Consider the following 23254-nt stretch of genomic DNA (forward strand, 5'->3'; position numbering starts at 1 on the left):
ATAAAGTCCTGATTAAAGTTTTAGATAGCAAAAAAGAACCTTAAAAGAGAGATTCATGAAAGAGAGATTTATCAAATAAAAAATTATGCGATTAGCGGGCCCGAAGGGATTTGAACCCCCGGCCTATGGATTAAGAGTCCATCGCTCTGCCTGACTAAGCTACGGGCCCACGCATTATTGTTCTCATTTTATGAGCGACTCTCAGAATGTATTTTCAAATATTTATAGATTGCGCCTATAGAGGCACTCTACATACTTCTTTATTATCTGAATGCAGGATTTTTTCTTTATTTATCGGAATCTTCGGGAAAACTTTATTTTTATGTTAAGGAGTTACTTTTTATTGCAAATAAGAATTTTATTCAGAGTAGTTTTATTTTTTATACTAATTATTAATAATACATCTTTACTTATCCTGTTTTTAGAGTAAGATCTCTGAACTCCGGAAATCAGATTTGGGGTAGTTTCCTAACTTCTTTATTTTTCTTTTTTTAAATGAATTAAAGCAAAACATTATATACAAGCGGATATGAGTATGACCAATTAATTGACTTATCCGAAGCTCTATTGGGGATTAGTTCACCGTAATAGATTAAGTAGAATGTGTACTTCCTGAATTTGGTTTTTCAAGTTTGGCCTGTTAAGTACTGCTTTTACTCTTTTCTGTTTTATTGATAGAGCTTTCATAAGCTGATTAATAAAGTCAAAGGAATGAATCTAATGTTTAGAGAAGAAAGTCGCTCTGTGCCCGTTGAAGAGGGCGAAACTTACGACGTAACTATTCAGGATATTGCTCGCCAGGGAGACGGCATTGCCCGTATCGAAGGCTTTGTTGTTTTTGTCCCGAATACCAGTGTAGGTGACGAAGTCCAGATTAAAGTCGAAAGGGTACTTCCGAAATTTGCATTTGCAAGCGTTGTTGAGTAAGTTTGGGTTGAGAGAATATTACTTTAAATTTTGTTAAGTAAATTAAAGGATGGTTTTCATGTTCAAAGAAGAAAGTCGCCCAGTCCCTGTCGAAGAGGGTGGAGTCTATGATGTTACAATTCAGGACATTGCTCGCCAGGGAGACGGCATTGCTCGTATTGAGGGTTTTGTAGTCTTCGTTCCTAACACCAGTGTTGGCGACGAAGTCCAGATTAAAGTCGAAAGGGTTCTTCCCAAGTTTGCATTTGCAAGTGTTGTCGAGTAACTCGTCAAAGGTACTAAATTAATATTAAAGATTTAACTAAAGTAAATTAAAGGAATGGTTTTTCATGTTCAGAGAAGAAAGTCGCTCAGTCCCTGTCGAAGAGGGCGAAGTCTATGATGTTACAATTCAGGATATTGCTCGCCAGGGAGATGGCATTGCTCGCATAGAAGGCTTTGTAATCTTTGTCCCGGGCACCAAGGTCGGCGATGAAGTTCGCATTAAGGTCGAAAGAGTGCTTCCGAAATTTGCATTTGCAAGCGTTGTCGAGTAAGTTTTGATTGAAAAAAAATCACATGGTTATCTAAGTTTTAACCTGATTAAAGGAGTGATTTTAATGTTCAAAGAAGAAAGTCGCTCTGTTCCTGTTGAAGAAGGCGAAGTCTACGATGTTACAATTCAGGACATCGCTCGCCAGGGAGATGGCATTGCTCGCATAGAAGGCTTTGTAATCTTTGTCCCGGGCACCAAAGTAGGCGACGAGGTAAGGATCAAAATCGAAAGGGTACTTCCCAAATATGGTTTTGCCAGCCTTGTTGAATAAACAGGTAACTCAAAATAAGAAGCAGGCTGAAAAATAATTTATTAAAATTTTTCAGTCTTTTTACTCGTAATTTCAGAATCTTGCTAATCTCCGGCTTCGAGAAAATGCCGGAATCTCTTTTTCATGACCTTGTTTTTCAGTCCGTATCTAATCTTTTGCCAGGCTTCTTATTGAGGCTTCTGTTAGTGAACGTTCGATGATATTATATAATAGATGTTCAATCATACTTTTGAATCCAATTGGCAAAGTTTTTATATACGCCACAAAAACAAATTGTTTACGGCTTTCTTCAATCGATAGCCGGGGACAGTAACCCGGAGTGATTTCTAGTGATGCATTTTATCAAGTACCACCCCCGGTCCAACACTTACGTGATTGAAAAAAGGGCTTTTCTGGAAGAAGACCTTGTGCTGGACGGCAATGTTATTGTCGGGCAGGAAGTAAAATTCTGGAAAAATCTCACAGTATCTGGCAGGCTTGAACTCGGGAAAGGTTCAATTGTTCAGGGCAATGTAAAAGCCGGAAGTGCCATCATCTGCGCAGCAGCAAAAGTTCTGGGTAATATAGAAACAGTTTCCGAACTTGTTCTTCTTGATGGAGCAAGAATAAATATTGCAGCCTGTGAAGGAGATATCCGTGTAAGACCTGGCTGCTCTCTCGGTTCAGTAAAAGCGGGAGGAACTCTTGAGCTTGTGGGAAAGGTTGCTGTAAGAAAGGTAGAGCCGTTGACAAAAGTAATTATCCGGGCCGAAAAATAATTTCCGGCTCGTTTGATACTTATCTTGCATTTTTCTAATAATTCACCTGCTGAATAATAATTCACCTGCTGAACCTTTCCTCTTCAAGAAGTTTGAGGATGCGATCCCTTAAACGGTTTACTTCCGGACTTGTGCGGCTTCGCGGGCGGGGCAATTCCACTTTTATGATTTCTTTTATCCTTCCAGGCCTTGAGGTCATAACCACAATCCTGTCAGAAAGGACCACAGCTTCATCCACGCTGTGTGTTACGAAAAGGAATGTTACGTGTTTTTGTTCCCATATCTTCAGGAGTTCATCCTGAAGTACGTTTCGAGTCTGGGCGTCCAGTGCTCCAAAGGGTTCGTCCATAAGGAGGACTTCAGGTTCATTGGCAAGAGCTCTTGCAATCGCAGCCCGCTGCTGCATGCCTCCAGACAGTTCATATGGATAACTGTTTTTGAACTGTTCCAGACCCACAAGGTCTATATATTTCTCAACCTGCTTCCGGGCTTCAGCTTTCTTAATCCCCTGCATTTCAAGGCCAAAAGTAATGTTATCTATAACCGTTCTCCAGGGAAATAGTGAATATTGCTGAAAAACCATGCCTCTTTTGGGGTCCGGACCTGTTATAGGGACTCCGTTAAGTGTTATTTCTCCTGAAGTCTGGGTTTCGAGTCCTGCAGCGATACGGAGCAGAGTGGTTTTTCCGCAGCCAGACGGTCCCAGGAGGCAGATAAACTCTCCATCTTCAACATCAAAGCTCACATCGTGTAGAGCTTCTGTACCAGATTTATCTTCTTTTTTAGTAAAGATACGTGAAACATTTTTTACACTTACTCTGCCCATCTTATACCACAGTTCCTGATGTCCATCTCAGTAATTTTGCGTCTACATAGTACCTGAAGAAACGGTCAATTAAAAGACCCACAAATCCGAGCAGGAGCATATAAACGAGTACGAAATCCATTCTGTGCATGTAGTAATTGTGCCATATCTCGTATCCAAGTCCGCTGTTGCTCCCAAACATTTCTGCAGCTACAAGGCACATCCAGCCTACACCCATAGCAATCCTGATTCCTGCAACAATCGAAGGCATGGCTGAAGGTATCGCGATAAAGCGGATGAGGTCCAGATTTCGGGTACACCCAAGAACTCTTGCCGCTTCAACATAAACTTTCGGTACGTTTTTAAAACCGGTATATGTATTGATGATAATTGGAAAGACCATTCCTACAAAAACAACAAAACCTGCTGCCTGGCGGGTAAGCCCAAACCATATGATTGCAAAGGGAATCCAGGCAATAGGGGGAATCGGACGCAGTATCTCTATTATAGGGTCGATTGCCCTATTTGCTTCCTTAAACCATCCCATAGCTATTCCTAGTGGAATTCCTATTACAAACGCAGCAATAATACCGATTGAAAAATGAATTAGACTCGTCAATGTATCTGTAAAAATTAGCCCGCTTTTGACAATTGCGGCAAAAGAGATTATCACATCATAAAAACTAGGTAGCTTAAATTTGTTCTGTACTATCAAATCTGCTGCAAGCTGCCATATAGCAATTGCAACTATGAGAGATAATACTTCAATGCCATTATCTTTGATTGTTTTTATAAAGTTAATGTTCATGTCTAAATAAAAGAATTCTTACTTTTTTATCTTTCCGGCAGACTTCATTTCTCAGAAAAAAGAGAAGTTGAGGTTGCTCCTTATAAAGGCAGAGACAACCGAGCTTTATTTTAATATTATTCCCTGTTATTCCTGGGTTTGTTCCTCACTCATAACTTTATCATAGAAGCTTGTATCAAAGATTTCCTCCTGTGTCAGGGATTTTGGAATGTACCCAAGCTCATACTGAACTTTTGAGTAATTGACAGCTGAGTTTTCAATCAATGCTGGATCTGTAATCCATTTTCCATCCCATTCCTTAAGAGAAGTCTTTACAGTATCTACATTTTCTGTAGTTTTGTTTGAATATATCTGAGCAGCTTCTTCCACATGTGCCTGGTTATATTCGGTTGCCTTAATATGGGTCCTTACAATCTGCTCCACAATTTCCGGGTGCTCCCTGATAAGCTTTCCACTTACGACAAGTACACAGCAAGAGTGGTTTGCCTCCATCTCTCCAGACTGCACTATGATACGCCCATTACCTTCCTTTTCTATAACTGCTGGGGAGGGGTGGGGCAGGAAGACTGCATCAACCTGTTTGGCTGAAATAGCGGTAACAGCGTCTCCTGGAGTCATTCCAAGGATTGTCAAATCTTTTTCAGGGTCAAGTCCGTTTTCTTTGAGCCACTCTCTGATCAGGGTATCCTGAATCGTTCCTGTCGGGAAGGTAGCGATCTTGAGCCCTTTCAGGTCTTCAGGGCTTTCGTACTCATACTCAGGCCTGAGAACAAGACTTGAACCATTTATCTGTACAGGCGCAACAATCTTTGCGTCAAGGTCCTGGCTGAGAGCTGTGATTACAGGGGCTGCTCCTACATAGGCAACATCCAGATCTCCAGACAGCATAGCCTGCATTTCAGGAGCTCCTGTCGGAAACACGTATTCATTAATCTTGGTAATCCCGTAAGGTGCAAGATCTTCCTGCCACCATCCTTTCTCATAGGCAGTCATGTATGCAATCTGATGTGTACTCGGCTGGTAACCGATGTTCAGTTCAGTAATTGCAGGGGCTTCTGCAGTTACATTCTCATCTGTACCTTCATTATCGGATGCGCAACCTGATACGAAGATAGATGCGACCATCAGTAAAGTAAGGATAAGCATGCTTGATTTTTTCAAAACTTCACCTCAATAATTGCCTCTTCTAACAATAATAGATCCACCTGCTAAATAAGATCTACTGGGACAGGATTCTCTTCGGGAAAATCTTGCGGATTTTTCGCCTTTTTTGCTGGCTTTTTCTAAATTTATTCAAAAAGCCGCCCCTTCCCATACTTTCATCCATTGCTTGAAAGAAGAATTACTGTAAAAATAAAGATCAATCTCTTACGTGTCAATATGTTCGAAATTTGCTATATATACTTTCTCAAATGTCTTTCTATTATATCCCAAATGTATTAATACTTCAGGATATATTTCTCATTTAGGAATAAAAATCCTGTAAAACGTAAATTCTTCATATTTATTAAAATCTTTTACAGGATCAGAGGTTGAATTTAATGAACGTTGCAGACAAGGTCATCAAATCCGCATTTGAGTCCGATGAAGTGTTCCAGAAAACACTTTCCGCTGTTATTAAGGAAGACCTTAACCTGACTGCAGTGGATTTTGCGAAAAAGGCGAACATCCCCCCGAGCACCCTCTATAAGATCCTATCGGGTAACCGGGACCCTAACATCAAAACTCTCCGCCAGATTGTGAAAACGATCCGTGATATCAAGGAGTCCGATAGTGGAGAATTTATCGCTGTAATTGCAGCCAGATCAGTACTCGACAACATCGTGGAAACAAAGAAAAAGATCGGCGGCAGGCTTGTCACTATCCGGGAATACTCGGCAACATCGATGGAAGAAGCAATTATCTCAGCTGTAAATGCCGAAAGAGATGGAGCAAAAGCCCTGGTTTGTGCCCCCATTGTAGGTCCTACCGTAGAGAAAATCCTTAACATCCCGGTTACAACCATTGCTCCTAAGAATAGCCTGATAGATGCTATTGAACGTGCGTTTAAGAAAATGGAATAAACCCGATATTTTAAAAATAGAAAAGAGGCCCGCGTTAAATGAAAAACGCGGGAATTTAAGCCTCTCTTTGTTAAATTTCTTTTTTCTCGCTTTTTATCGTTTTTATTTTTTCAGATTTACCGACTTAATTAGTTCGTCTATCTTAGCCTGAACAGTTGCCGCAGTCCAGCCGCCCTTGGTAAACATATACGCTATTCCGCCGACCAATAACAGGATGATACCTATCAGGGTGTAAAGCAGCATTGAGGACTTTTCTTTTACCGTATAGGTAGTTTCCTGTCCTCCTACCTTGACAGTATATGTACCCGGTACCTCTTCGCTGTGTTTGAAGGTTACTGTTGTACTTTCTCCCACACCCAGGGAAATCTTCTGGGAACCAACGGAAGTTTCATTCACAATTAATTCCACATTATATTCCCCTGCAGCATTACCCGTATTTTCGGCGTCAATAGTGATTGTTGCTTCCTTTCCGGCTCTGACCTCTATCGGGTCGACTACAAGGTTGGAGAACTCGAAGATAGCTTCATAGTCTTTTACATTGACCTCAACGCTTTTGTCAAGGAAGCCCTCTGCGGTAGCGCTGATCTTGATTTTTCCTACTTCCTCTGTGGTATAAGTGAACTTTCCGTCAGAGTCGGTTTTTCCAACAGCATTACCGTCGATAGATATATTTGCACCTTCAATTGGGTCTCCTCCTACCGCTTTCAAAGCCTCTATTGTGACTGTGTCTCCTACATATACTTTTTCAGGAGTAATATTTAGGCTCATTTTCTCTTTAGGAGGAATAACTTTCATGTTCTTATTTGCTGTAGTGTACCCGTCTTTCTCTGCAGTAATCTTGAAGGTTCCTTCCTTTTCAGCTGTGTATTCAACAATTCCATCTGCGTTGGTTTTACCCACATTGGTTGTGTTGACTTTTACAGTGGCGCCTTCAATCGAAAAATTACCCGCAGTCACTTCGATATCAAATGTGTCGCCTACAATGATTTCACTGGGTAAATTGATATTGAGTTCTTTGCTGGAGTTACCTTCACTTTCGACTTCAACGAAGGGATAGAACCTGAGCGTGTCTGAATCAGCTGTCTTGAATTTGATATCGCCCATGACATCAATGGTTTCGTCTTCGCCAAGCCCGATGTCACCTTCATTCTTCATTGTAATGCCGCTTTCTGAGACACTGGTGACCTCCATCTCGTCGAAAGTATCTCCATTATTGATTTCGATGTATTCATCCGAGATCTGGAAGATTCCCTCTGTGAAAACAGCAGATGTCTCAGTGCCTGCGAAAACCGTGCCGAAGTGGACAATAATCATGGGTACGTCTTCTGCCTCTCCAAGAGTGCCTTCATAGATGTAGTCCTGACCAGATGTGACGAACTCGTCATCCACGACATCTCCGTCCTTTTCAAGCTGGACCCAGACGCTTTCTCCGTTAACATCGACTTCCAGGATGTTCAGAGAATAGCCTTCCTCAAGTTCAAGGGCATCACCCGAGTAAAAGGACTCTTTGTCATCGGTGTCTGTAAGGACTTCGGAAAGGATATTATCAGAAAGAAGGCTTACCTCATCGATTTGTCCATCAGCGGTGTCATCGGGATATCCTGCAAAGTATTTCTTTGCCATGAAACCGACAACTGTGAAATTGCCCCAATCATCGTGTTCAAACTCAACAGCCTTAGGGGTGGATGTGTAGACAAGCGATCCATCGGGAATATTTCTATCATTTAAGTCCGTAATTTCCATCTTTTCAGTTTCTATTCCCTCATCTATATTGTAATAGAAGCCTTCAAAGTTGTAGGGTGTCCAGGTTGGAAGAGTGTCCCCATCGACATCTTCATCATAGACAGTTCCGCGCAGTTCATAAGTCCCTTCTTCAGAGGTATCAAGTACCGGTGCAAAGCGCAGTGTGTCGTCATCAGCTACCTGAATCTGGATCTTGCCCATAAGGTCGATAATATCACCTTTATCAAGGCCTACATCGTCCTCGTTCTCCATTTTTATTTCACTGCTGCTGATGGATTTTACTTCCATTTCCCCGTAAGAATCTCCGTTTGAAATCTCCACATAATTATCAGAAACCTGGAAGATGCCCTGTATGAATACAGCAGATGTCTCAGTGCCTGCGAAAACCGTTCCGAAATGGACTATAATTATTGGTACGTCTTCTGCCTCGCCTATTTCGGTCTTATAGATGTAGTCCTCTCCTGAGCTGATGAAACCATCATCCACGACATCTCCGTCCTTTTCAAGCTGGACCCAGACGCTTTTTCCATTAACATCGACTTCCACAATGTTCAGGGAATAACCGTCTTCAAGTTCAAAGGAGTCTCCTGAATATGCAGATTCTTTGTCATCGCTGTCGATGAGGATCTTGGTAAGTACACCATCGGATATCAGGCTTATATCATCCCCTATAACAGTGGAGTTTTCTTCACTGTAGCCTGCGAAGTATTTCTCGGCCATGAATCCTATTATCTGATAAGAACCCCAGCTATTGTATTCAAAGTCGGTTTCAGTAGGTCTTGTACTGTACTCTATATTCCCTCCATCTATGTTTCTACCTATGTCCTTGATGGTCATCTCTTCAGAAGACACGCCGGAATCAAGGTCATAATAGAAGCCTGAGAAACTCTGGGCATTCCATGTGTATGTGGTGTCCATCCCAAGGTCTTCATCCCAGATCCTGTTCCCGCTTGAAAAATACTTGGAATTGACTGTTACATTCCATGTCTTTGTCAATGAATCATATTTACCGCTGGGATCAGTGATCACTGCAGAAAGATTGTAGCTGCCGGAGGTATCTGCGTTAAAATTGTATGAAGATGAAGTTCCTTCCTGAGATCCCTTCGATTCGCTATTGACAAGCCATTCAACTTTGATGTTCTGGTTGTTTGTAGAATTGACATAGAAAGTCTTGTTTCCTCCCTGAGAGATGCTAACCTTTTCATCGGAAGGATTTACTTCTACAGGCACTTCATTTGTTGAAGAACCTACTGTCCAGTCCCATTTGTAGCTGGCAGTTTCTGTACCATTCAGTGCTACAACAGTAACATTATATGTGCCTGCTGTAGATGAAACGTTTTGATACGTATCTGATGTTACTCCACTGACCGAATCAACGGCTATTCCGTTTATGTACCAGGTAATATCAGCTGCCTTGTTTGTTCCAACACTGAATTCTTGAGTTGCATTCGTTCCTGTGCTTGGATTGTTCTCAGGACTTTTGCTTGTAATTGACAGCGCGCCTTCAGTACCTTGCACGTTCCAGGCTGCTATTTGCCCTACTCCATCTATGGAAGCTGTTACCTGGTACGAACCCGACTGGAAAACGTGATTGAGAGTTGCAATATTGCTTCCATCAGTCGATATTGTTGTGGGTACGCCATTTTCAGTCCATATAACGTTCGCTGTTTCGTTTAAAGGAATGGTGAAAGTTTGAGTTGCTCCCACCGTCCCTGTAACAGTAGAATTCTGGTCGGGGGAAATAACTCCTATTACACTCGGAGCTGCACCTGCAGCTCCGCAGAATAGTCCCAGCACCAGAATTGCTGTAAATATTTGTAAAATTGCTTTTTTCATATTCTATCCTTCTGAACCTTGTGCATAAATTATATAGTTATAAATTCAGTCAATTAAACCTGAAGTTCATTCTATTTTTGATGTTTTTGTGGTAGTATGGGCTTTGTAAGTAATCATTTCTTAACTTTTTTCTCACTCGAGGCTTTTAATATGGTGTTAACATGGGGTTAATATCAGTTTATTCAGGAAAGCTAATCAGCCGTTTAGGCTTTTAGCTGCTGGTATCCAAGCTGTTTTATAGCTGTCAGCCTGCATTCGGGGGATTCAAGCATAATACCAGTTTCATATTTTGTGCATTCCCCTATGATAGTCAAGTTACATATATTTTGTACTTTTTTCAGCCGTTCGGGGTTAACTGTGAAAATGAGTTCGAAGTCTCCGCCTGTATAAAGTGCAAATTCCAGCAGTTCCTCCGGACCTGAAGCGAACTCTCTGACTTCAGGAAGAATTGGAAGGAAATTTTCCCGGATCCTGAAACCTACTTTACTCTGCCTGGAAAGGTCATAAAGAGACATCGCAAGCCCGTCGCTTGTATCCATCATGGATGTTACTGCACCCGACTCAGCCAGTTTTCGGGCTTCTTTTATTCGGGGAACCGGTTCAAAAAGAGCCTTCAGCACAGTTTCGCTGACCGGTTTTTTTGACTGAACCGCCTTAAGGGCAGCTCCTGCTGTTCCTGTATATCCCGTAACACAGACAAGGTCTCCGGGATTTGCCCCTTTTCGCAGGAGGAGCTGGCTTTTTTTAACTCTTCCAAGTGCGGTCCCTGTAATTGTCAGTTCAGCATGGGTATCAAGGTCGCCTCCGATAACTGTGGTTCCGCAGAACTCAGCACATGCCTGTATGCCTCTTGCAAGCTCTTCTGCAAAAGCAATTTCGGTATCTGAAGGCATACCTATTGCCATAAGAATGCCTGCAGGTTCTGCACCCATGGCTGCAATATCGCTAAGGTTTACGGCTGCAGACATCCAGCCCATCTGCCAGGGAGTCATCTCTGCCGGAAAATCCGTGGTTCTGTGCAGCATATCAGTCGTAACAACCAGGCAGTCTTCACCTTTCAGGTCAAGGACAGCGCAGTCATCGGAACCGGCACCTACAAGGATTCGTTCCTGTCCTCTGTCCTCACCTTCAGGGGCATTGAAAATCTCAGATAAGCGGGAGATTAAAGCGCGCTCTCCGATTGAAGATACTTTTGTTTCTTTCATGGTCATTTTTTAGAAGCAATTACTTCCGCTTTCCTTTTTCTATAGATACGTACCCTTCTCCAGGTTAAAATGGACTGCGTCCCTCTCCTTTATTTAACTTTTGTAACCCTGGAGGTTACACAAAAGTCTGGTGGTGTGTAATAAAGGACTTTCCAAAGGGTTTTTCAGGATCCTGTCAGAGTAAGGCAGGAGTTTTAACAGAGCTGCTTTGGAAAGAGTTCCGGAATATCAGGTTTTTCTCTCCGGAATTCAAATCCAGAGCAAGGAATTTATCAGGGGTTGAATCAGTTTCTCTTTTTATTCTTCGACATGTATAAGACTTTTGTAAACTTCAAATTCATTTGAACCTATAACATATCTTCCTGTAGAGATCTGTGCAGGTAAAAGTGGAGAAAAGATGAAATCCTAGTTGATTAAAAAATCTGAACTGATTAAATTAAGCTTCTGAAAAATACGAGCATAATCAAGGGAAAATTTCAGCAAATACGAACACAATTAGGGAAAATGATAACAAAATGCAACGGATATCAATAAAATTTAATTATCAGACATGGGCAGGGTCATTTGCTTATTTAGGCAGGATAAATTTGCCCGATGGTGCAAGATCAAATAACTTCTTCGCCTTCCTCTTTTGTCCTTATCCTTACTTTTCCCAGAAAACCTTTTGCTATTTCTCCGAGTTTTAGAAGTTCTTCCCGTTCAAGAACCCTGGTTTCCCTGAGACTCTCCTGCAGGCTGTGTTCCGGAATTCCCTGTTGCAGAACATAGGTAGCTCCTTTGTTTTTGACATTTTCCGAAACCCACGCTGCTATAAGGGAGATTTCCTTCTCGCTTCCAATAAAGTCTCTGATTACAGTTGTCCGAAGTTCCATCTCCAGACCGCTGGCGTCTGCAACCTCGACCGTTTTTGCGACGGCTTCAGTAATCTCTTCTGGTTTTCTGAGATGAATACCTGCTCCTGGGGGATGAATATCTTCTCCTCTATTTTCGCATCCTGCAACTTTTCCGTAAAGCTCCGGATCATCAAGAGGGGCTTTTACGTCGATAAAAAACTTATCAACCAGTTTCCGTTCAACCAGTTCGGCTACCCTTTCAGGGTAACAACCGTTTGTGTGAATCCCTACTGCAAGCCCGAGATTTTTTGCAAACTCTGCAAGGGGGATAACAGCTTCCTGCATAAGGGGTTCTCCTCCCGAAAAAACAACCGCACTTACAAAAGGTTTTGATGTTTTTATCTTCTCTTTTACAAAGTCAAGTTCTACCAGACCTGGTCCTTCAAGGTAAGGATGGTTCTGGCAGTAAGGACAGCGAAGAGGGCATCCCCGAAAAAAGATAGTAACAGCAGCCTTTCCTGTCCAGTCAAGGGTTGAGATTGGGACAGTGCCTGCGTAATTCACTTTCATGGCAGTTACCGTTTCCCTTTTACGTGAAAAAGATTTAAGGGAGCTCACCTGAGTTCCCTTGTACCGTATCTTTTCCTGTCCTTGAGTTCCTGGCGCTTGCCTCTGTTCCAGCCTTCTACGGACTGGAGGTATCCTGTGATTCTTGAGAGGTGCTGCACATGTTCGGACCCGCATTTCGGGCATTTGTCCAGCAGGCCGGCTGTTACATACCCTTCGTCAGTGCATACGGTCATGTCCCTTGTGAAGGCAAAGTAACCTGTCTGGGTGTTTTTTGCTATATGCATGGCAAGCTCCTGCAGGCCGTCAGGATCAGGTTTTCCTTCCCCAAGCCAGATATGCATGATATTTCCTCCGTCCACTATCGGGAAGAAAGTGTGCTCATACTTTATCCTTTCAGGCAGGGAAACATCAGCTCCTGGAGGGATATGGGTCCCGTTGGTATAGTAAATTGGAAGATCCCGGGTCTCATTGAACTCTTTCATTGCGGTTTCCAGGTCTCCTTTAATCGTAAGCTTTGCTTTGTCAGCATATTCTCTGTGCAGAAGGTCTGAGACTGCAAAGCGCTGGGCTGTAGTTTCCGCTGGAGTCCTTGCAAGGGCAATTTCCATGCCGTTTTCTTTTGAGAGCTTCTGGGCATGCATTTTCATTTCGAACATAGCCCTGATAGCAAGCTTATAAGCAACAGGAGACTCATGGATCTGGTAGCCTGTATGGTACTGAACCATTTCATTGATTCCCACAACTCCAATGGTATACACAAGGCTTTCAAAGTCCACAGCCATTGCTCCTTTTTCTCCGGTGTTCGGATCCTTGGGGCACTGGGCTGCAAAGGGAATTCTGTTTTTCTTGATCAGGCTGTTCATCCATTTCCGCTTGATTTTGAAGACTTCCACACCTTTATTCATCAAATTCTTGAGTTCGGTGAAAAGCTTCTCATCATCGTACTCAGCTCTGTATGCAGCTCTAGGGCAGTTTAAGGACAGGACCATCCATGAGCCCATTGAGAAATGCTTTCCATCCCTGAAGTGTAGCTTGTCATCAAATTCCCTGTCATCGGTGGGGTTTGCTGAGAACTGATAGGCACAGCACTGGTAGCATGAAATGCCTTCTCCTGCTCCTCTGTATTCGGGAAGCTGGTTGTCAAAATAAGGAGTTCCGAATTTGGCAGCCAGTTCAAAGGTCAGCCTGTAAAGTTCTTTGTAGGTCGGAAGTTCGGGGTGAGCCCTGTTAAAGCTCTCATCTTCTTCCATGAAGTCAGGTTCGAGAGAGATCTCAGGCTTTGGGAAACTGAATGGTTTGCCCCAGGCATCTCCTTCAAGCATAACGTCCATAAGAGCCTTAAATCCAAGACGAACTTCTTTTTCAAATTCTCCGTAGGTTCTGAGGGGCGCCTGCTTTCCGTCCCATACCTTACCCATAGCAACGACCGGGATGTTTTTCCAGAGTTTAGGAACGCCGGGGGAGAGCTGGACTGAGGAAAAGACAGTCTGCCCGCCTCTTGCGCACATCATCTGCATCATTTCATAGACGAACATCTGCATGAGCTGTTTGATCTCAACTTCGGATTTGCCTTCCAGATAGGGAGCGATAAAGGTCAGGAAATTGTAAAAACCCTGTCCTCCTGCAAAATTGGTCTGAGCTGAACCCATTGCCTTAACAGCATGCAGGAAAGCTACTTCTGCATTCTTTGCGGGTTTTGCGACGCTTGACTGTGTGCCTACCCCATCAGGCATGAGGCCATAGTAGAAGAAGTAGCGCAGGTCCCAGTCCTGGCAGAAAGGCCTTGTGCCCATGTATTCGAGGTCATGGATATGGAAATCGCCGTTTAAGTGCAGGTCTGCAAGTTCCTTTGGCATAAGGAGGAGATTCTGCTCTTTGGACATTTTGTCGGCTTTTCTTTTATGTGAGGTTTCGGCATTATTCAACTGGTTTGCATTGTCGTTTGCCCCAAAGCCGTATCCGGAGTCGATTTCATAAGCGTCATAGACAGATGCTCCGACCCTTGTCATTATATTTCTCCATTCCACATGCCCTCTGTCAAGCAGGATATTGTTTACTATTTCCCGGATAAGCGGGCCTGAGAGGAACTTGATATTCATTTTCCGGATGATTTTTTCGGCTTCTTTTGCAATATCCACAGCTTCTTCTTTTGTGATTGCGGGTTTGCTGTAGAAGATTTCGCTCAGTTTTGTTTCTTTCAGAAGCTGGCTTACAATGATATTCCTGTCCCAGTTAAGAATGAAACCTTCTGTTGTCCTGACTTTGGGGAGAGGGGAGACGGACAGCCCGTCAAGTGTCTTCTGCACGGGCTGATTGTCAGATAACTGGTCACTTTTGGGGAGGGAAGAGATGGAGAGCCCGTTAAGTGCATTTTGCACTGGCTGGCTGTCAGATAATTCGTCATTGGTTAGGAAAATCTCGCCTGTCATTTTCTCATCTTCAGTGATTGTTTAAGGATAGGATGGAATCTGCAAAGTTTTTAATCGTTTTTAAATTTTCATGCCTGCGTCAAACAATTCCCAGGATTTTTTCTGAGTTAACTTCCTCTCCGCGGAAGATCTCATCATGCGTCAGGAATAAATCGTTATTTATCTGTAAAACAGGCGCTGTCACTGTAAAGACTCCATTGAAACGCAGCTCTGTCAGGGCTTCCGGTGTAGACATATCTGCTACTTCGAAAGGTACTGAATTTGCTTCCAGAAATTTCTTCAATTTATTGCATTTAGGACAACGTTCGGTTGTGTAAACTATTACTTTTGCCATACTTTGCGCCCCTCTTATTATGGTACATTTTTCTTATTCTTGCTTCGTATCTCGCATGCCTTTCGCATGCATCTTTATTACATCCTATTTTTATTTCCAGTGTGCAGAGAGGGATTGTGCCGGCGCAGAGCGCATCACAGCAACAAAATAAAACCCTGCACGGGTACCATTCCTTAGCCAACCCAATAATCGTATAATAACTCTTCCAAACTAGTCAGCAATATCGGAACAGGGCATGCAGTTTCTAAGGAGTGCCCTTTAGATATCGTTTCTTACTCTATTGAGCGAAGTTAATCTTTATTTCCAGGTAATTATTCTAAATGCCCGATCTTACTTATAATGGTTTTTCAACCCACCTTTGGATACAATAACCTTCTCACTTTGTATTCAAAGATCGTCTTTTGTTATCAGATATGGTAACAAATTTAAGGGATTCCGTTTTTTAAAAAATGCCTTCATAATGAGAATGTTTTCACATACGGGAGGCTTTATCTGGCATGGTAGGCACTTTAATGGATATAGGTATGGACAACATCTATATGGCTTTATTCCTCGGAAACATTAGAATATATTAGTAAAAGATATCCTCAGCATATCTATACTCTATGAAAATATGTAGTTTTCAACAAAAGACTGTGTTTCTGAATACGGAAATTTTCTTCTATAAACCTTCCAAAATTTTATTTCTCTCTAATTTTATTTCTCCTAAATTTCCGAATCTTCCGGGTTTATCAGTCAAAACTTTAATTTTATTCCCTATTTTTCAACCTTTTTCCAACCACCCTTTCAATTCCTTATTTTACGTTTTTTCAGAATAAAACAAAAATTGTGAAAAAAATCATTACGAAAAAACATTATATCATGGATCTTTCATACCTCTCAAGTGCAAAAAGAGGTGTCAAGTCATAGAGAAATTATTATCTTCCGGCTGTAAACCCCTTGACGACCTCCTGGGAGGAGGTTTTGAGAGAGGAATCGTAACTCAGGTTTTCGGAGCCGCAGGAACCGGAAAAACAAATATTTGTATTCAACTTGCAGTGGAATGTGTAAAGCAGGGGCAGAAAGTAATTTTCATAGATACGGAAGGGCTTTCTCCTGTTCGTTTCAAACAGATTGCAGGGGAAAATGCAAAGGAAATAGCCAGGAGCATAATTATCTACGAGCCACTCAGTTTTGAAGAACAGTATTCAGCCATAAGAGAGGTGGAAAGGATAGCAGGAGAAAATATCGGGCTCGTGATTCTGGATTCTGCAACTTCATATTACAGGTTTGAGCTTGAAGACGAGGAGACCGGAATAAAAAGCCGAAGAGAGCTTGCTAACCAGATAGGATTTTTACACGCCCTTGCTCGTAAATACGGTTTTGCCTCAATTATAACAAATCAGGTATACTCTGATGTTGTTGGAGGGGGAGTGCGCCCGCTGGGAGGGAGTTCCCTTGAACACATATCAAAGACAATTATCCGGCTGGAAAAAACAGGTGAAGGTACAAGGCGCGCCGTAATCTACAAACACCGATCCCGTCCTGAAGGCTCAAGTGCGGAATTTACAATTACAGCAGAAGGAATTCGCTAAATTGGTATCATTAAATCGTTAAAAACGCCGGGGTAAATCCGCAAAAAATTCGTTTGTTAGATAATATTTCAGAACATGAAAAACGTAAAACTATGAAAAACGTAAAACTCCCGGAAACATCCGGGATTTATGGCATTAGCTGCTTTTACAAGAACTTTTTCTTCGGTTTTTCCTTCTTGCTTTAACGTTCTCTTGTGCCTGCTATAAACTCTTCAGTCCTGCGGTATGCCACGTCATCAGGATACTGGATAGCCGGATGTTTCATGAAGTAAGAAGCCGGAGAGTACAGTACTCCTCCTATCCCGCGGTCAAGAGCAAGCTTGCAGCAGCGGATAGCATCAATAACTACACCTGCAGAGTTCGGGGAATCTTCCACTGAGAGCCTGAGTTCAAGATTCATGGGCACATCCCCAAAGAGCTTGCCTTCCATCCTGAGGAAACAGACCTTGTTATCCTTCTGCCAGGCGACATAGTCGCTCGGTCCTATGTGGATATTTTCATCCTCGAGCTTATGCGAAAGCACAGACTGGACAGCTTCGGTTTTTGATTCACGTTTGGAAGCAAGCCTGTTCCTGTTAAGCATATTGAGGAAATCAGTGTTTCCGCCGGTATTCAGCTGATAGGTTCTCTCGAGCTTTACACCGCGTTTTTCAAACAGGTCTGCAAGGACTCTGTGGGTAATCGTTGCTCCAAGCTGAGCTTTTATATCATCACCTATAATGGGAATATTCTTTTCTTCAAACCTCTTTGCCCATTCCGGATTACTTGCAATGAAAACAGGCATATTGTTGATAAAAGCCACCCCTGCTTCAAGTGCACACTCGGCGTAAAAACGGACAGCTTCTTCGGAACCGACAGGCATGTAATTGAGGAGCATATCTGCGCCTGAGTCCTTCAGTTCCTTCACAATATCTGCTTTTGTGGCTTCGGTTTCTTTGCTGACAACAAAAGTGTAATTTTCCCCATAGTTCTTCATATGGTCAGAGACCCCGTCAAGCACCCTGCCCATTTTTACCTTCACACCCGCGAGGGGAACATCAGGACAAAAAACCGCTGTGCAGTTCGGGGGAGCAAATATCGCCTCTGAAACATCCTTCCCTACCTTCCTGGCATCAATGTCAAAGGCAGCAACAACTTTGATATCTCCGGGCCTGTACCCTCCGATGTCCATGTGCATAAGCCCTATGGGATCTTTATCTTCGGTTTTATAGTACTCAATGCCCTGTATCAAAGAGCTTGCACAGTTCCCGATTCCTGCAATTGCTATTTTTATTTTTGTCATAAGCGCTTACTCTCCGATGAATACCCTGACTCTCATAAACCCTAATTGCATGAAACGACAGATTTTCAAAACTTCCAAAATTATATATACAGAGATTTACGGATTCAAGGTCCCTGAAATTATGAAAGTATAATTCTGAATTACAAATCTTCCTGTATCTCAGCTATGAATTTAAAATCTTCTCTTATTTGTACTGTTACTTTATAAATCTATTATATCTAATTTTGCTCTCCGTGAATGAAATACTACGTTTATTTATATATAGCTAGGACGTACTCCAAAATTTGCTGGCATGGGGTAAATTAAAATTATTAATCTGATATCAGGCATCCGAACTGCTTTCTTATTTGTTATTTTTAGCTTGAGGCAGATATCTTTTTTATTTGAACCTTTTGCCCAATAGTCGGGCTGCCTGACAGGTAGTTACATGGAAACGGAAAACTTTTCCCTGAAAAAGGGTACCGAATAAGTTTTTATCTGATGGACGGCTTGAAAAAGAAGTCGGAATATTCTCCGGTAGAACCTGATTTTCACATCGGAAAGTGATTTAATGAGGACAATTGACTGGAACGAAGAGTCCAATTCTGTGGTACTGGTGGACCAGACCCTGCTCCCGCAAGAATACAAAGTAATAGAATGCAAAACACTGAGCTCTCTCTGTGAGGCTATACAGTCTCTAAGGATCAGAGGTGCACCCGCTCTCGGCGCTGCAGGAGGTTTTGGAATTGCCCTGGCAGCTTCCCTGAGCGGGGCAAAAGATATTGAGTCTATGATGAGAGACCTTAAAGTTGCGGCAAAAGCACTCAAATCAACTCGCCCTACAGCCGTAAACCTCAGCTGGGGTGTGGACAGGGTCTTAAAAGCGACCTCTGATGCCTTCGATGTTCAGGGAATAAGGGATATTGCCCTTCAGGAAGCCAGAGATATTGCAGAAGAAGATATTGAAACAAATAAGCTGATAGGCAAACACGGAGCAAAGCTCCTGAAAGACGGGGATACCATACTCACGCACTGCAATGCAGGAAGGCTTGCCTGCGTTGACTGGGGGACAGCCCTTGGAGTTGTGCGCTCTGCCATTGCTGACGGCAAAGAGATCAAAGTCCTTGCCTGCGAGACAAGACCTTTAAACCAGGGAAGCAGGATTACCACCTGGGAGCTCATGCAGGACAAAATCCCCGTGACCCTTATTGCAGATTCCATGGCTGGCTGGGCAATGCGCCAGGGACTTGTAAACAGCGTGCTTGTAGGGGCTGACAGGATTACCCAGGATGTCGTTTTTAACAAGATAGGGACTTACACTCATTCTGTCCTTGCAAGAGAGCATGAAATTCCCTTTTATGTGGCAGCTCCGGTCTCTACTTTCGACTTTAAAGGCTGGGAAGGGAGCATAAAGATTGAAATGCGAGACCCTGATGAACTGCGGTTTGCAGGTTGTGAGCAGCTTGCGCCGAAAGATGTTCCAGTTTACAACCCCGCGTTTGATGCAACTCCCATGGAAAACGTGACTGCACTTATTACGGAAAGGGGTATATTTTATCCGCCTATACTGCTGGATGAGGTTCTCGTCTGATGTTTTAAGTCTCTGATTTCTGGTTCTCTGATTTTTGAGATCCTTGAATTAGAGGTCTGGTTTCATGGTCAGGACTTGTTCAGAATGAATCCGGAATTGCTCTGCATGATTTATATATGAGAACTGTAAATTATATGAAAACTGTAAATTATCTGGTACTATCTAAATGAGCAGTTCAAATATTATTACAGTTAGGATTATTACAGAATACCCTTACAACGAATCCAGATAAAGTGAATATGATATCTAGCTAAATCTCTGATTAAACGCAACTTCCAATTAGAACGCAACAATTAACTAATTAGCATCACATTGCATTCATAAAGGTGTTTTACTCATGGCTAAAAGATCAGGTACCGGACTTCAGTCCTCAGCAGGGCTTATGCGCTACTACGAAGCTGACAAAAACGCAGTTCACATCCAGCCCAAAATAGTGCTGATCGCAGGCGCCCTTGTGGGCATAGCAGTATTATTCTTAAGTGCTGTAAATGGCTTCTGGCCGTAACTTCATTTTTCTGGCAGGGTTCTCTTGAGCAGGAATAGTTCTGGAAAAAAGATACTTAAAAAAACGAAGCGATCTTCTTCAGGCGCCAGAACTTCAAAACCCGCAATTTTTCTTCTGGGTTTTCTCCTGATAGTTGCAGGCATTTTCGGGGTTTTTTATAATCCTTCCAATTCAATAGAGGAAACTCTGCCCTGGGAGCTTTCAGAAGCAGGAATTTTATCTTTTTCAGAGAGGGAAGAACCTGTATTCACAATTCAGGAAACAGAAGACCTGTATTCGCCTGAAAACCCTGATAGTTTAAAACTGGTTTCTTTTGAAAGCGGAGGCGGTGAAGTCCAGGCTCTGCTGAGGATTCCTGCAAACGCTTCTTCGTCCTCCCCCGGAGTAATTCTGCTTCCGGGAGCAGGTGTGAGTAAAGAAGGCGAGCAGGGACTGGCTGTGGAACTCTCAAAATTGGGATATGCGACCCTTGCCCTTGACCAGCGCAATCAGGGCGCAATAAACATTGAGAAGGACCTTGAACTTTTCAGAGCTGGCCTTGAACCTGTTGAATACCTTATGGTTTATGATGTCCTCAAAGCCACAGATGTGCTTTCAGCCCAGCCGGAAATAAATCCGGAAAAGCTTGCTGTCCTGGGAGAAAGTAACGGCGGCAGGTTTGCGATTATCGCCTGTGCCCTTGACCCTTCCCTCAAAGGAGTCATAGGAATCAGTACTTCAGGGTATGGTACTGAAGAAATTGATCCTGCTAGCGTGGCTGATGCCGAAGCTTATAAGTTCTATCTCTCAATTGACCCGGACACTTACCTCAGTGTTCTTCCGCCTTCAAAGCTTGTTATGATCCACTCTCTCAATGATACTGTAATCTCGCATGAACTGGCCCTCAGGACTTTTGCCCTTGCAGAAGAACCAAAAGCAATGTACAATACTACAGAGGAAACGCACGGATATACGGGTTCAATGCGTCCTTATCTTGAAAAAGAACTTGCTCTTCTCCTGAAATAAAAAGATAAAAATAGGGTATCAGCTCTGAACTCAACTGATCTGATTAAAAGTGTTTTATGATTTAAGTGTTTTAACTATGAAAACTTCTCAGCAACTTTCAGGTTTACGTGAACTTCATGGAATAGGTGATCGAGTAGCCGGCAGGCTTGTAGAGCATTTTGGAAGCGAGGACGCAGCTCTCCAGGCGATCCTTGAAGGGGATATAGCTTCGCTTTCCGAGGTAAATGGGGTCAGCCATACGTTTGCCCTTTCCCTTGCCAGAGATGTCAGAGCCCGGGCTGAGGGGTGTGCAATTTCTGATTTTCTTAAGACAAAAGAAGCTCTTGATCTGTATTCCCGCCTTCTTGAGCTGATAAAAACGTTTGCTCACACTTCTCATGCCAGGGACAAACTGGACCTCTTTTATCCATTCCCTGCATCCCGTATGGACCTTATTGAAGAGAGGCGGGCTTTTGTGGCGGAATATCTGGAGCTGGCAGGTATCCTTTCTGAGGATGCGGAGTTTATCAACCGGCTCTCAAGAGTTAAAAAACTAAGGCCAGTACCTGGAAACTTAAGGGTCAGAGACAGAATAATTATCTCAGGCGACCGGAAAACTCTGGATGCTGCCAGAGAGAGATTCCAGGCATTTTTAGCTGTTCAGGCTGTGGAGGACTTTTCCGAATTTGTAGACCTCGCAAGAGGCTACTCGAGTGTTATTGTTTTTGATGATACCTATCTCAGTTTTGACCTTCCTGAAGGTCTTGAGCCTGAACTCTTTCAGGACCCTTTAAAAGCTGAGTTCTGGCAGATTCTGCCTGAAGTAGAACTGGCTTTTTTTGCGAAAAATATGGACTGCATTCTTGCCTGCCTGAATATTACATCAACTCTGCGAACTTCCGGTTTTGATTTCTTTGAGGAGCTTTCCGACGGGGAGCTTGAAGAATTTAAAACGGCTCTTCTAAAGGTGGGAGAGGACGGAAAACCCATTGAAGGGCTTGATCCAGAACTTGATAGGCTTGAAATTGCTCTGAAAAATCTCGATCCTGTACTGACCTCTACTTTAAATGAGGCAAACCAGCGCATGAACCGGACACTTGAAGCAAGTTCCCTTACCCTTAGCGGGCAGGAACTCATCAAGCTTGTGAGCGGGGGAATGGAAATAAAAGACCTGATCGCAAAAGAGCTGCAGAGAGTCTATACGTGTGAGATCGAAGTCGTAAAAGAAGAACTCTCAGAAAAGCTTGATTTCCAGAAGCAGGAAAAGCTGATGCTCGATTCCCTCTTTTCCGATGAAATTTCCTATCCTCTGAGAGCAGAACAGTCTCAGTTGCAGCTTCTCAGGCAAAAGCTGAATATGTCCCTTGAAAAAACAAGGCTTTCCCGCAAAAGGGAACTTGCAAAAACTCTTTCAATTTTCCGCCAGCCTGTAGAACGGCTTGTCAGGGAGGTTCTTGATTTTGACCTGGGTTTTTCCATTGCCTGCTTCGCCGCAAAGTTCCGGCTGAAAATGCCTGTAATTATCTCTGAAGGAGGGATTGGCTTTGAAGCTGGAGAAAATCTCTTCCTGAAAGCCAGGTACGGAGAAATTGACCCTGTAAGCTATTCCGTCGGAAAAACGAGCCTGTCTCCGGCAGGCCTGGAAAACAGGGTTGTACTTTTGAGTGGAGTTAACTCAGGGGGCAAAACTTCCCTTCTCGAACTGCTTGCTCAGTGTGTGGTTCTGGGGAACATGGGTTTTCCTGTTCCTGCAAAAAAACTTGAGCTGGGCCCTGTAGAAGAATTTTATTACTTCGGAAAATCAAAAGGAACCCTTGATGCAGGAGCCTTTGAAACCACCCTTAAACAGTTCTCAGTGCTATCCGAAGATTCCGGAAAACTTGTGCTTGCCGATGAGCTGGAATCAATTACAGAACCAGGAGCTTCAGCCAGGATTATAGCAGGGATTCTTGAGTACCTTGCCCGGAGCGAAGAGAGCCTCGGGGTTTTTGTGTCCCATCTTTCGGAACTTATCCTTGAAAACACAGGAACAGATATCAGGGTTGATGGAATAGAAGCTGAAGGGCTGGACTCCAGCCTGGAACTGATTGTAAACCGAAATCCGGTATACAACCGTGTAGCGCGAAGCACTCCTGAACTGATTGTGGAAAGGCTGCTGAGAAAGACCACGGGAAAAGAGCAGGAATTTTATGCCCATTTAAAGGATAAATTCAAAAATTAAG

20 protein-coding genes and 1 tRNA gene are annotated in these 23254 nt (G+C 43.0%); 11 read left to right on the forward strand and 10 right to left on the reverse strand.

Annotation, left to right across the window (positions count from 1 at the left end):
* Positions 1-95: 95 nt before the first annotated feature.
* A tRNA-Lys gene (locus PLL47_RS06615) sits at positions 96-169 on the reverse strand.
* Between the two features lie 551 nt (positions 170-720).
* Here PLL47_RS06615 and PLL47_RS06620 point away from each other — a divergent pair.
* From PLL47_RS06620 to PLL47_RS06640, 5 genes are all read left to right on the forward strand, one after another.
* Complete coding sequence (locus PLL47_RS06620) at positions 721-927, forward strand: TRAM domain-containing RNA chaperone (RefSeq protein ID WP_324445424.1); 207 nt, start codon at positions 721-723, stop codon at positions 925-927.
* A gap of 58 nt (positions 928-985) precedes the next feature.
* Positions 986-1192 carry a TRAM domain-containing RNA chaperone gene (locus PLL47_RS06625; protein ID WP_324445406.1) on the forward strand — a complete coding sequence of 69 codons (207 nt, stop codon included), beginning with the start codon at positions 986-988 and terminating at the stop codon, positions 1190-1192.
* 64 nt (positions 1193-1256) lie between these two features.
* The gene (locus PLL47_RS06630) at positions 1257-1463 is read left to right on the forward strand and encodes a TRAM domain-containing RNA chaperone (RefSeq protein ID WP_011033303.1); all 207 of its coding nucleotides are present in this window, start codon (positions 1257-1259) and stop codon (positions 1461-1463) included.
* 63 nt (positions 1464-1526) lie between these two features.
* The gene (locus tag PLL47_RS06635; RefSeq protein ID WP_324445407.1) at positions 1527-1733 is read left to right on the forward strand and encodes a TRAM domain-containing RNA chaperone; all 207 of its coding nucleotides are present in this window, start codon (positions 1527-1529) and stop codon (positions 1731-1733) included.
* Positions 1734-2065: 332 nt separating this feature from the next.
* On the forward strand, positions 2066-2491 hold the full coding sequence (locus PLL47_RS06640; protein WP_324445425.1) for a bactofilin family protein: 426 nt from the start codon (positions 2066-2068) through the stop codon (positions 2489-2491).
* 61 nt (positions 2492-2552) lie between these two features.
* Here PLL47_RS06640 and PLL47_RS06645 read toward each other — a convergent pair whose 3' ends face one another.
* From PLL47_RS06645 to PLL47_RS06655, 3 genes are all read right to left on the reverse strand, one after another.
* Positions 2553-3317 carry an ABC transporter ATP-binding protein gene (locus tag PLL47_RS06645; protein ID WP_324445408.1) on the reverse strand — a complete coding sequence of 255 codons (765 nt, stop codon included), beginning with the start codon at positions 3315-3317 and terminating at the stop codon, positions 2553-2555.
* A gap of 1 nt (position 3318) precedes the next feature.
* On the reverse strand, positions 3319-4104 hold the full coding sequence (locus tag PLL47_RS06650; RefSeq protein WP_324445409.1) for an ABC transporter permease: 786 nt from the start codon (positions 4102-4104) through the stop codon (positions 3319-3321).
* A gap of 126 nt (positions 4105-4230) precedes the next feature.
* Positions 4231-5265 carry an ABC transporter substrate-binding protein gene (locus tag PLL47_RS06655; protein WP_324445410.1) on the reverse strand — a complete coding sequence of 345 codons (1035 nt, stop codon included), beginning with the start codon at positions 5263-5265 and terminating at the stop codon, positions 4231-4233.
* Positions 5266-5645: 380 nt separating this feature from the next.
* Here PLL47_RS06655 and PLL47_RS06660 point away from each other — a divergent pair, with 380 nt between their 5' ends.
* Positions 5646-6167: a helix-turn-helix domain-containing protein gene (locus PLL47_RS06660; RefSeq protein WP_324445411.1), complete on the forward strand. Its 522-nt coding sequence runs from the start codon at positions 5646-5648 to the stop codon at positions 6165-6167.
* A 102-nt stretch (positions 6168-6269) separates the two neighbouring features.
* Here PLL47_RS06660 and PLL47_RS06665 read toward each other — a convergent pair whose 3' ends face one another.
* The 5 genes from PLL47_RS06665 to PLL47_RS06685 form a co-directional block, all read right to left on the reverse strand.
* Positions 6270-9746 (reverse strand): MA0829/MM1976 family S-layer protein, encoded by a 3477-nt coding sequence (locus tag PLL47_RS06665; protein WP_324445412.1) that lies wholly within the window; start codon positions 9744-9746, stop codon positions 6270-6272.
* 203 nt (positions 9747-9949) lie between these two features.
* Positions 9950-10951, reverse strand: a complete 1002-nt coding sequence (gene thiL / locus PLL47_RS06670) for a thiamine-phosphate kinase (RefSeq protein ID WP_324445413.1) — start codon at positions 10949-10951, stop codon at positions 9950-9952.
* Positions 10952-11556: 605 nt separating this feature from the next.
* The gene (locus PLL47_RS06675; RefSeq protein WP_324445414.1) at positions 11557-12354 is read right to left on the reverse strand and encodes an anaerobic ribonucleoside-triphosphate reductase activating protein; all 798 of its coding nucleotides are present in this window, start codon (positions 12352-12354) and stop codon (positions 11557-11559) included.
* A gap of 44 nt (positions 12355-12398) precedes the next feature.
* Positions 12399-14783: an anaerobic ribonucleoside-triphosphate reductase gene (gene nrdD / locus PLL47_RS06680; protein WP_324445415.1), complete on the reverse strand. Its 2385-nt coding sequence runs from the start codon at positions 14781-14783 to the stop codon at positions 12399-12401.
* A 79-nt stretch (positions 14784-14862) separates the two neighbouring features.
* Positions 14863-15117, reverse strand: a complete 255-nt coding sequence (locus tag PLL47_RS06685; protein WP_324445416.1) for a glutaredoxin family protein — start codon at positions 15115-15117, stop codon at positions 14863-14865.
* Between the two features lie 872 nt (positions 15118-15989).
* Here PLL47_RS06685 and radB point away from each other — a divergent pair.
* Positions 15990-16691 carry a DNA repair and recombination protein RadB gene (radB, locus tag PLL47_RS06690; RefSeq protein ID WP_324445426.1) on the forward strand — a complete coding sequence of 234 codons (702 nt, stop codon included), beginning with the start codon at positions 15990-15992 and terminating at the stop codon, positions 16689-16691.
* 181 nt (positions 16692-16872) lie between these two features.
* On the opposite strand, the gene PLL47_RS06695 is transcribed toward radB, so the two are convergent.
* The gene (locus PLL47_RS06695) at positions 16873-17973 is read right to left on the reverse strand and encodes an inositol-3-phosphate synthase (RefSeq protein WP_324445417.1); all 1101 of its coding nucleotides are present in this window, start codon (positions 17971-17973) and stop codon (positions 16873-16875) included.
* Between the two features lie 550 nt (positions 17974-18523).
* On the opposite strand from PLL47_RS06695, the gene PLL47_RS06700 reads away from it, so the two are divergent.
* The 4 genes from PLL47_RS06700 to PLL47_RS06715 all read left to right on the forward strand — a co-directional run bounded on the left by PLL47_RS06700 (position 18524) and on the right by PLL47_RS06715 (position 23253).
* On the forward strand, positions 18524-19543 hold the full coding sequence (locus PLL47_RS06700) for an S-methyl-5-thioribose-1-phosphate isomerase (RefSeq protein ID WP_324445418.1): 1020 nt from the start codon (positions 18524-18526) through the stop codon (positions 19541-19543).
* A 337-nt stretch (positions 19544-19880) separates the two neighbouring features.
* Entirely contained in the window at positions 19881-20048 is a 168-nt protein-coding gene (locus PLL47_RS06705; RefSeq protein ID WP_324445419.1) for a preprotein translocase subunit Sec61beta, read from the forward strand.
* Between the two features lie 24 nt (positions 20049-20072).
* A complete protein-coding gene (locus PLL47_RS06710; protein WP_324445420.1) occupies positions 20073-21053 on the forward strand; it encodes an alpha/beta hydrolase in 981 nt (326 codons plus the stop codon).
* 76 nt (positions 21054-21129) lie between these two features.
* Positions 21130-23253: an endonuclease MutS2 gene (locus tag PLL47_RS06715; RefSeq protein WP_324445421.1), complete on the forward strand. Its 2124-nt coding sequence runs from the start codon at positions 21130-21132 to the stop codon at positions 23251-23253.
* The last annotated feature ends 1 nt before the right edge of the window (position 23254 follow it).

This window comes from Methanosarcina sp., assembly GCF_035390745.1.
GTDB lineage: Archaea > Halobacteriota > Methanosarcinia > Methanosarcinales > Methanosarcinaceae > Methanosarcina.

What these genes read in the sequence shown, in the direction of transcription:
- PLL47_RS06675 (WP_324445414.1), bottom strand. Translation starts at nt 12,354, where the DNA reads ATGAAAGTGAATTACGCAGGCACTGTCCCAATCTCAACCCTTGACTGG.
- nrdD (WP_324445415.1), bottom strand. Translation starts at nt 14,783, where the DNA reads ATGACAGGCGAGATTTTCCTAACCAATGACGAATTATCTGACAGCCAG.
- PLL47_RS06700 (WP_324445418.1), top strand. Translation starts at nt 18,524, where the DNA reads ATGAGGACAATTGACTGGAACGAAGAGTCCAATTCTGTGGTACTGGTG.
- PLL47_RS06645 (WP_324445408.1), bottom strand. Translation starts at nt 3,317, where the DNA reads ATGGGCAGAGTAAGTGTAAAAAATGTTTCACGTATCTTTACTAAAAAA.
- PLL47_RS06665 (WP_324445412.1), bottom strand. Translation starts at nt 9,746, where the DNA reads ATGAAAAAAGCAATTTTACAAATATTTACAGCAATTCTGGTGCTGGGA.
- PLL47_RS06630 (WP_011033303.1), top strand. Translation starts at nt 1,257, where the DNA reads ATGTTCAGAGAAGAAAGTCGCTCAGTCCCTGTCGAAGAGGGCGAAGTC.
- PLL47_RS06635 (WP_324445407.1), top strand. Translation starts at nt 1,527, where the DNA reads ATGTTCAAAGAAGAAAGTCGCTCTGTTCCTGTTGAAGAAGGCGAAGTC.
- PLL47_RS06625 (WP_324445406.1), top strand. Translation starts at nt 986, where the DNA reads ATGTTCAAAGAAGAAAGTCGCCCAGTCCCTGTCGAAGAGGGTGGAGTC.
- PLL47_RS06660 (WP_324445411.1), top strand. Translation starts at nt 5,646, where the DNA reads ATGAACGTTGCAGACAAGGTCATCAAATCCGCATTTGAGTCCGATGAA.
- thiL (WP_324445413.1), bottom strand. Translation starts at nt 10,951, where the DNA reads ATGAAAGAAACAAAAGTATCTTCAATCGGAGAGCGCGCTTTAATCTCC.
- PLL47_RS06705 (WP_324445419.1), top strand. Translation starts at nt 19,881, where the DNA reads ATGGCTAAAAGATCAGGTACCGGACTTCAGTCCTCAGCAGGGCTTATG.
- PLL47_RS06620 (WP_324445424.1), top strand. Translation starts at nt 721, where the DNA reads ATGTTTAGAGAAGAAAGTCGCTCTGTGCCCGTTGAAGAGGGCGAAACT.
- PLL47_RS06715 (WP_324445421.1), top strand. Translation starts at nt 21,130, where the DNA reads ATGAAAACTTCTCAGCAACTTTCAGGTTTACGTGAACTTCATGGAATA.
- PLL47_RS06695 (WP_324445417.1), bottom strand. Translation starts at nt 17,973, where the DNA reads ATGACAAAAATAAAAATAGCAATTGCAGGAATCGGGAACTGTGCAAGC.
- PLL47_RS06685 (WP_324445416.1), bottom strand. Translation starts at nt 15,117, where the DNA reads ATGGCAAAAGTAATAGTTTACACAACCGAACGTTGTCCTAAATGCAAT.
- PLL47_RS06650 (WP_324445409.1), bottom strand. Translation starts at nt 4,104, where the DNA reads ATGAACATTAACTTTATAAAAACAATCAAAGATAATGGCATTGAAGTA.
- PLL47_RS06640 (WP_324445425.1), top strand. Translation starts at nt 2,066, where the DNA reads ATGCATTTTATCAAGTACCACCCCCGGTCCAACACTTACGTGATTGAA.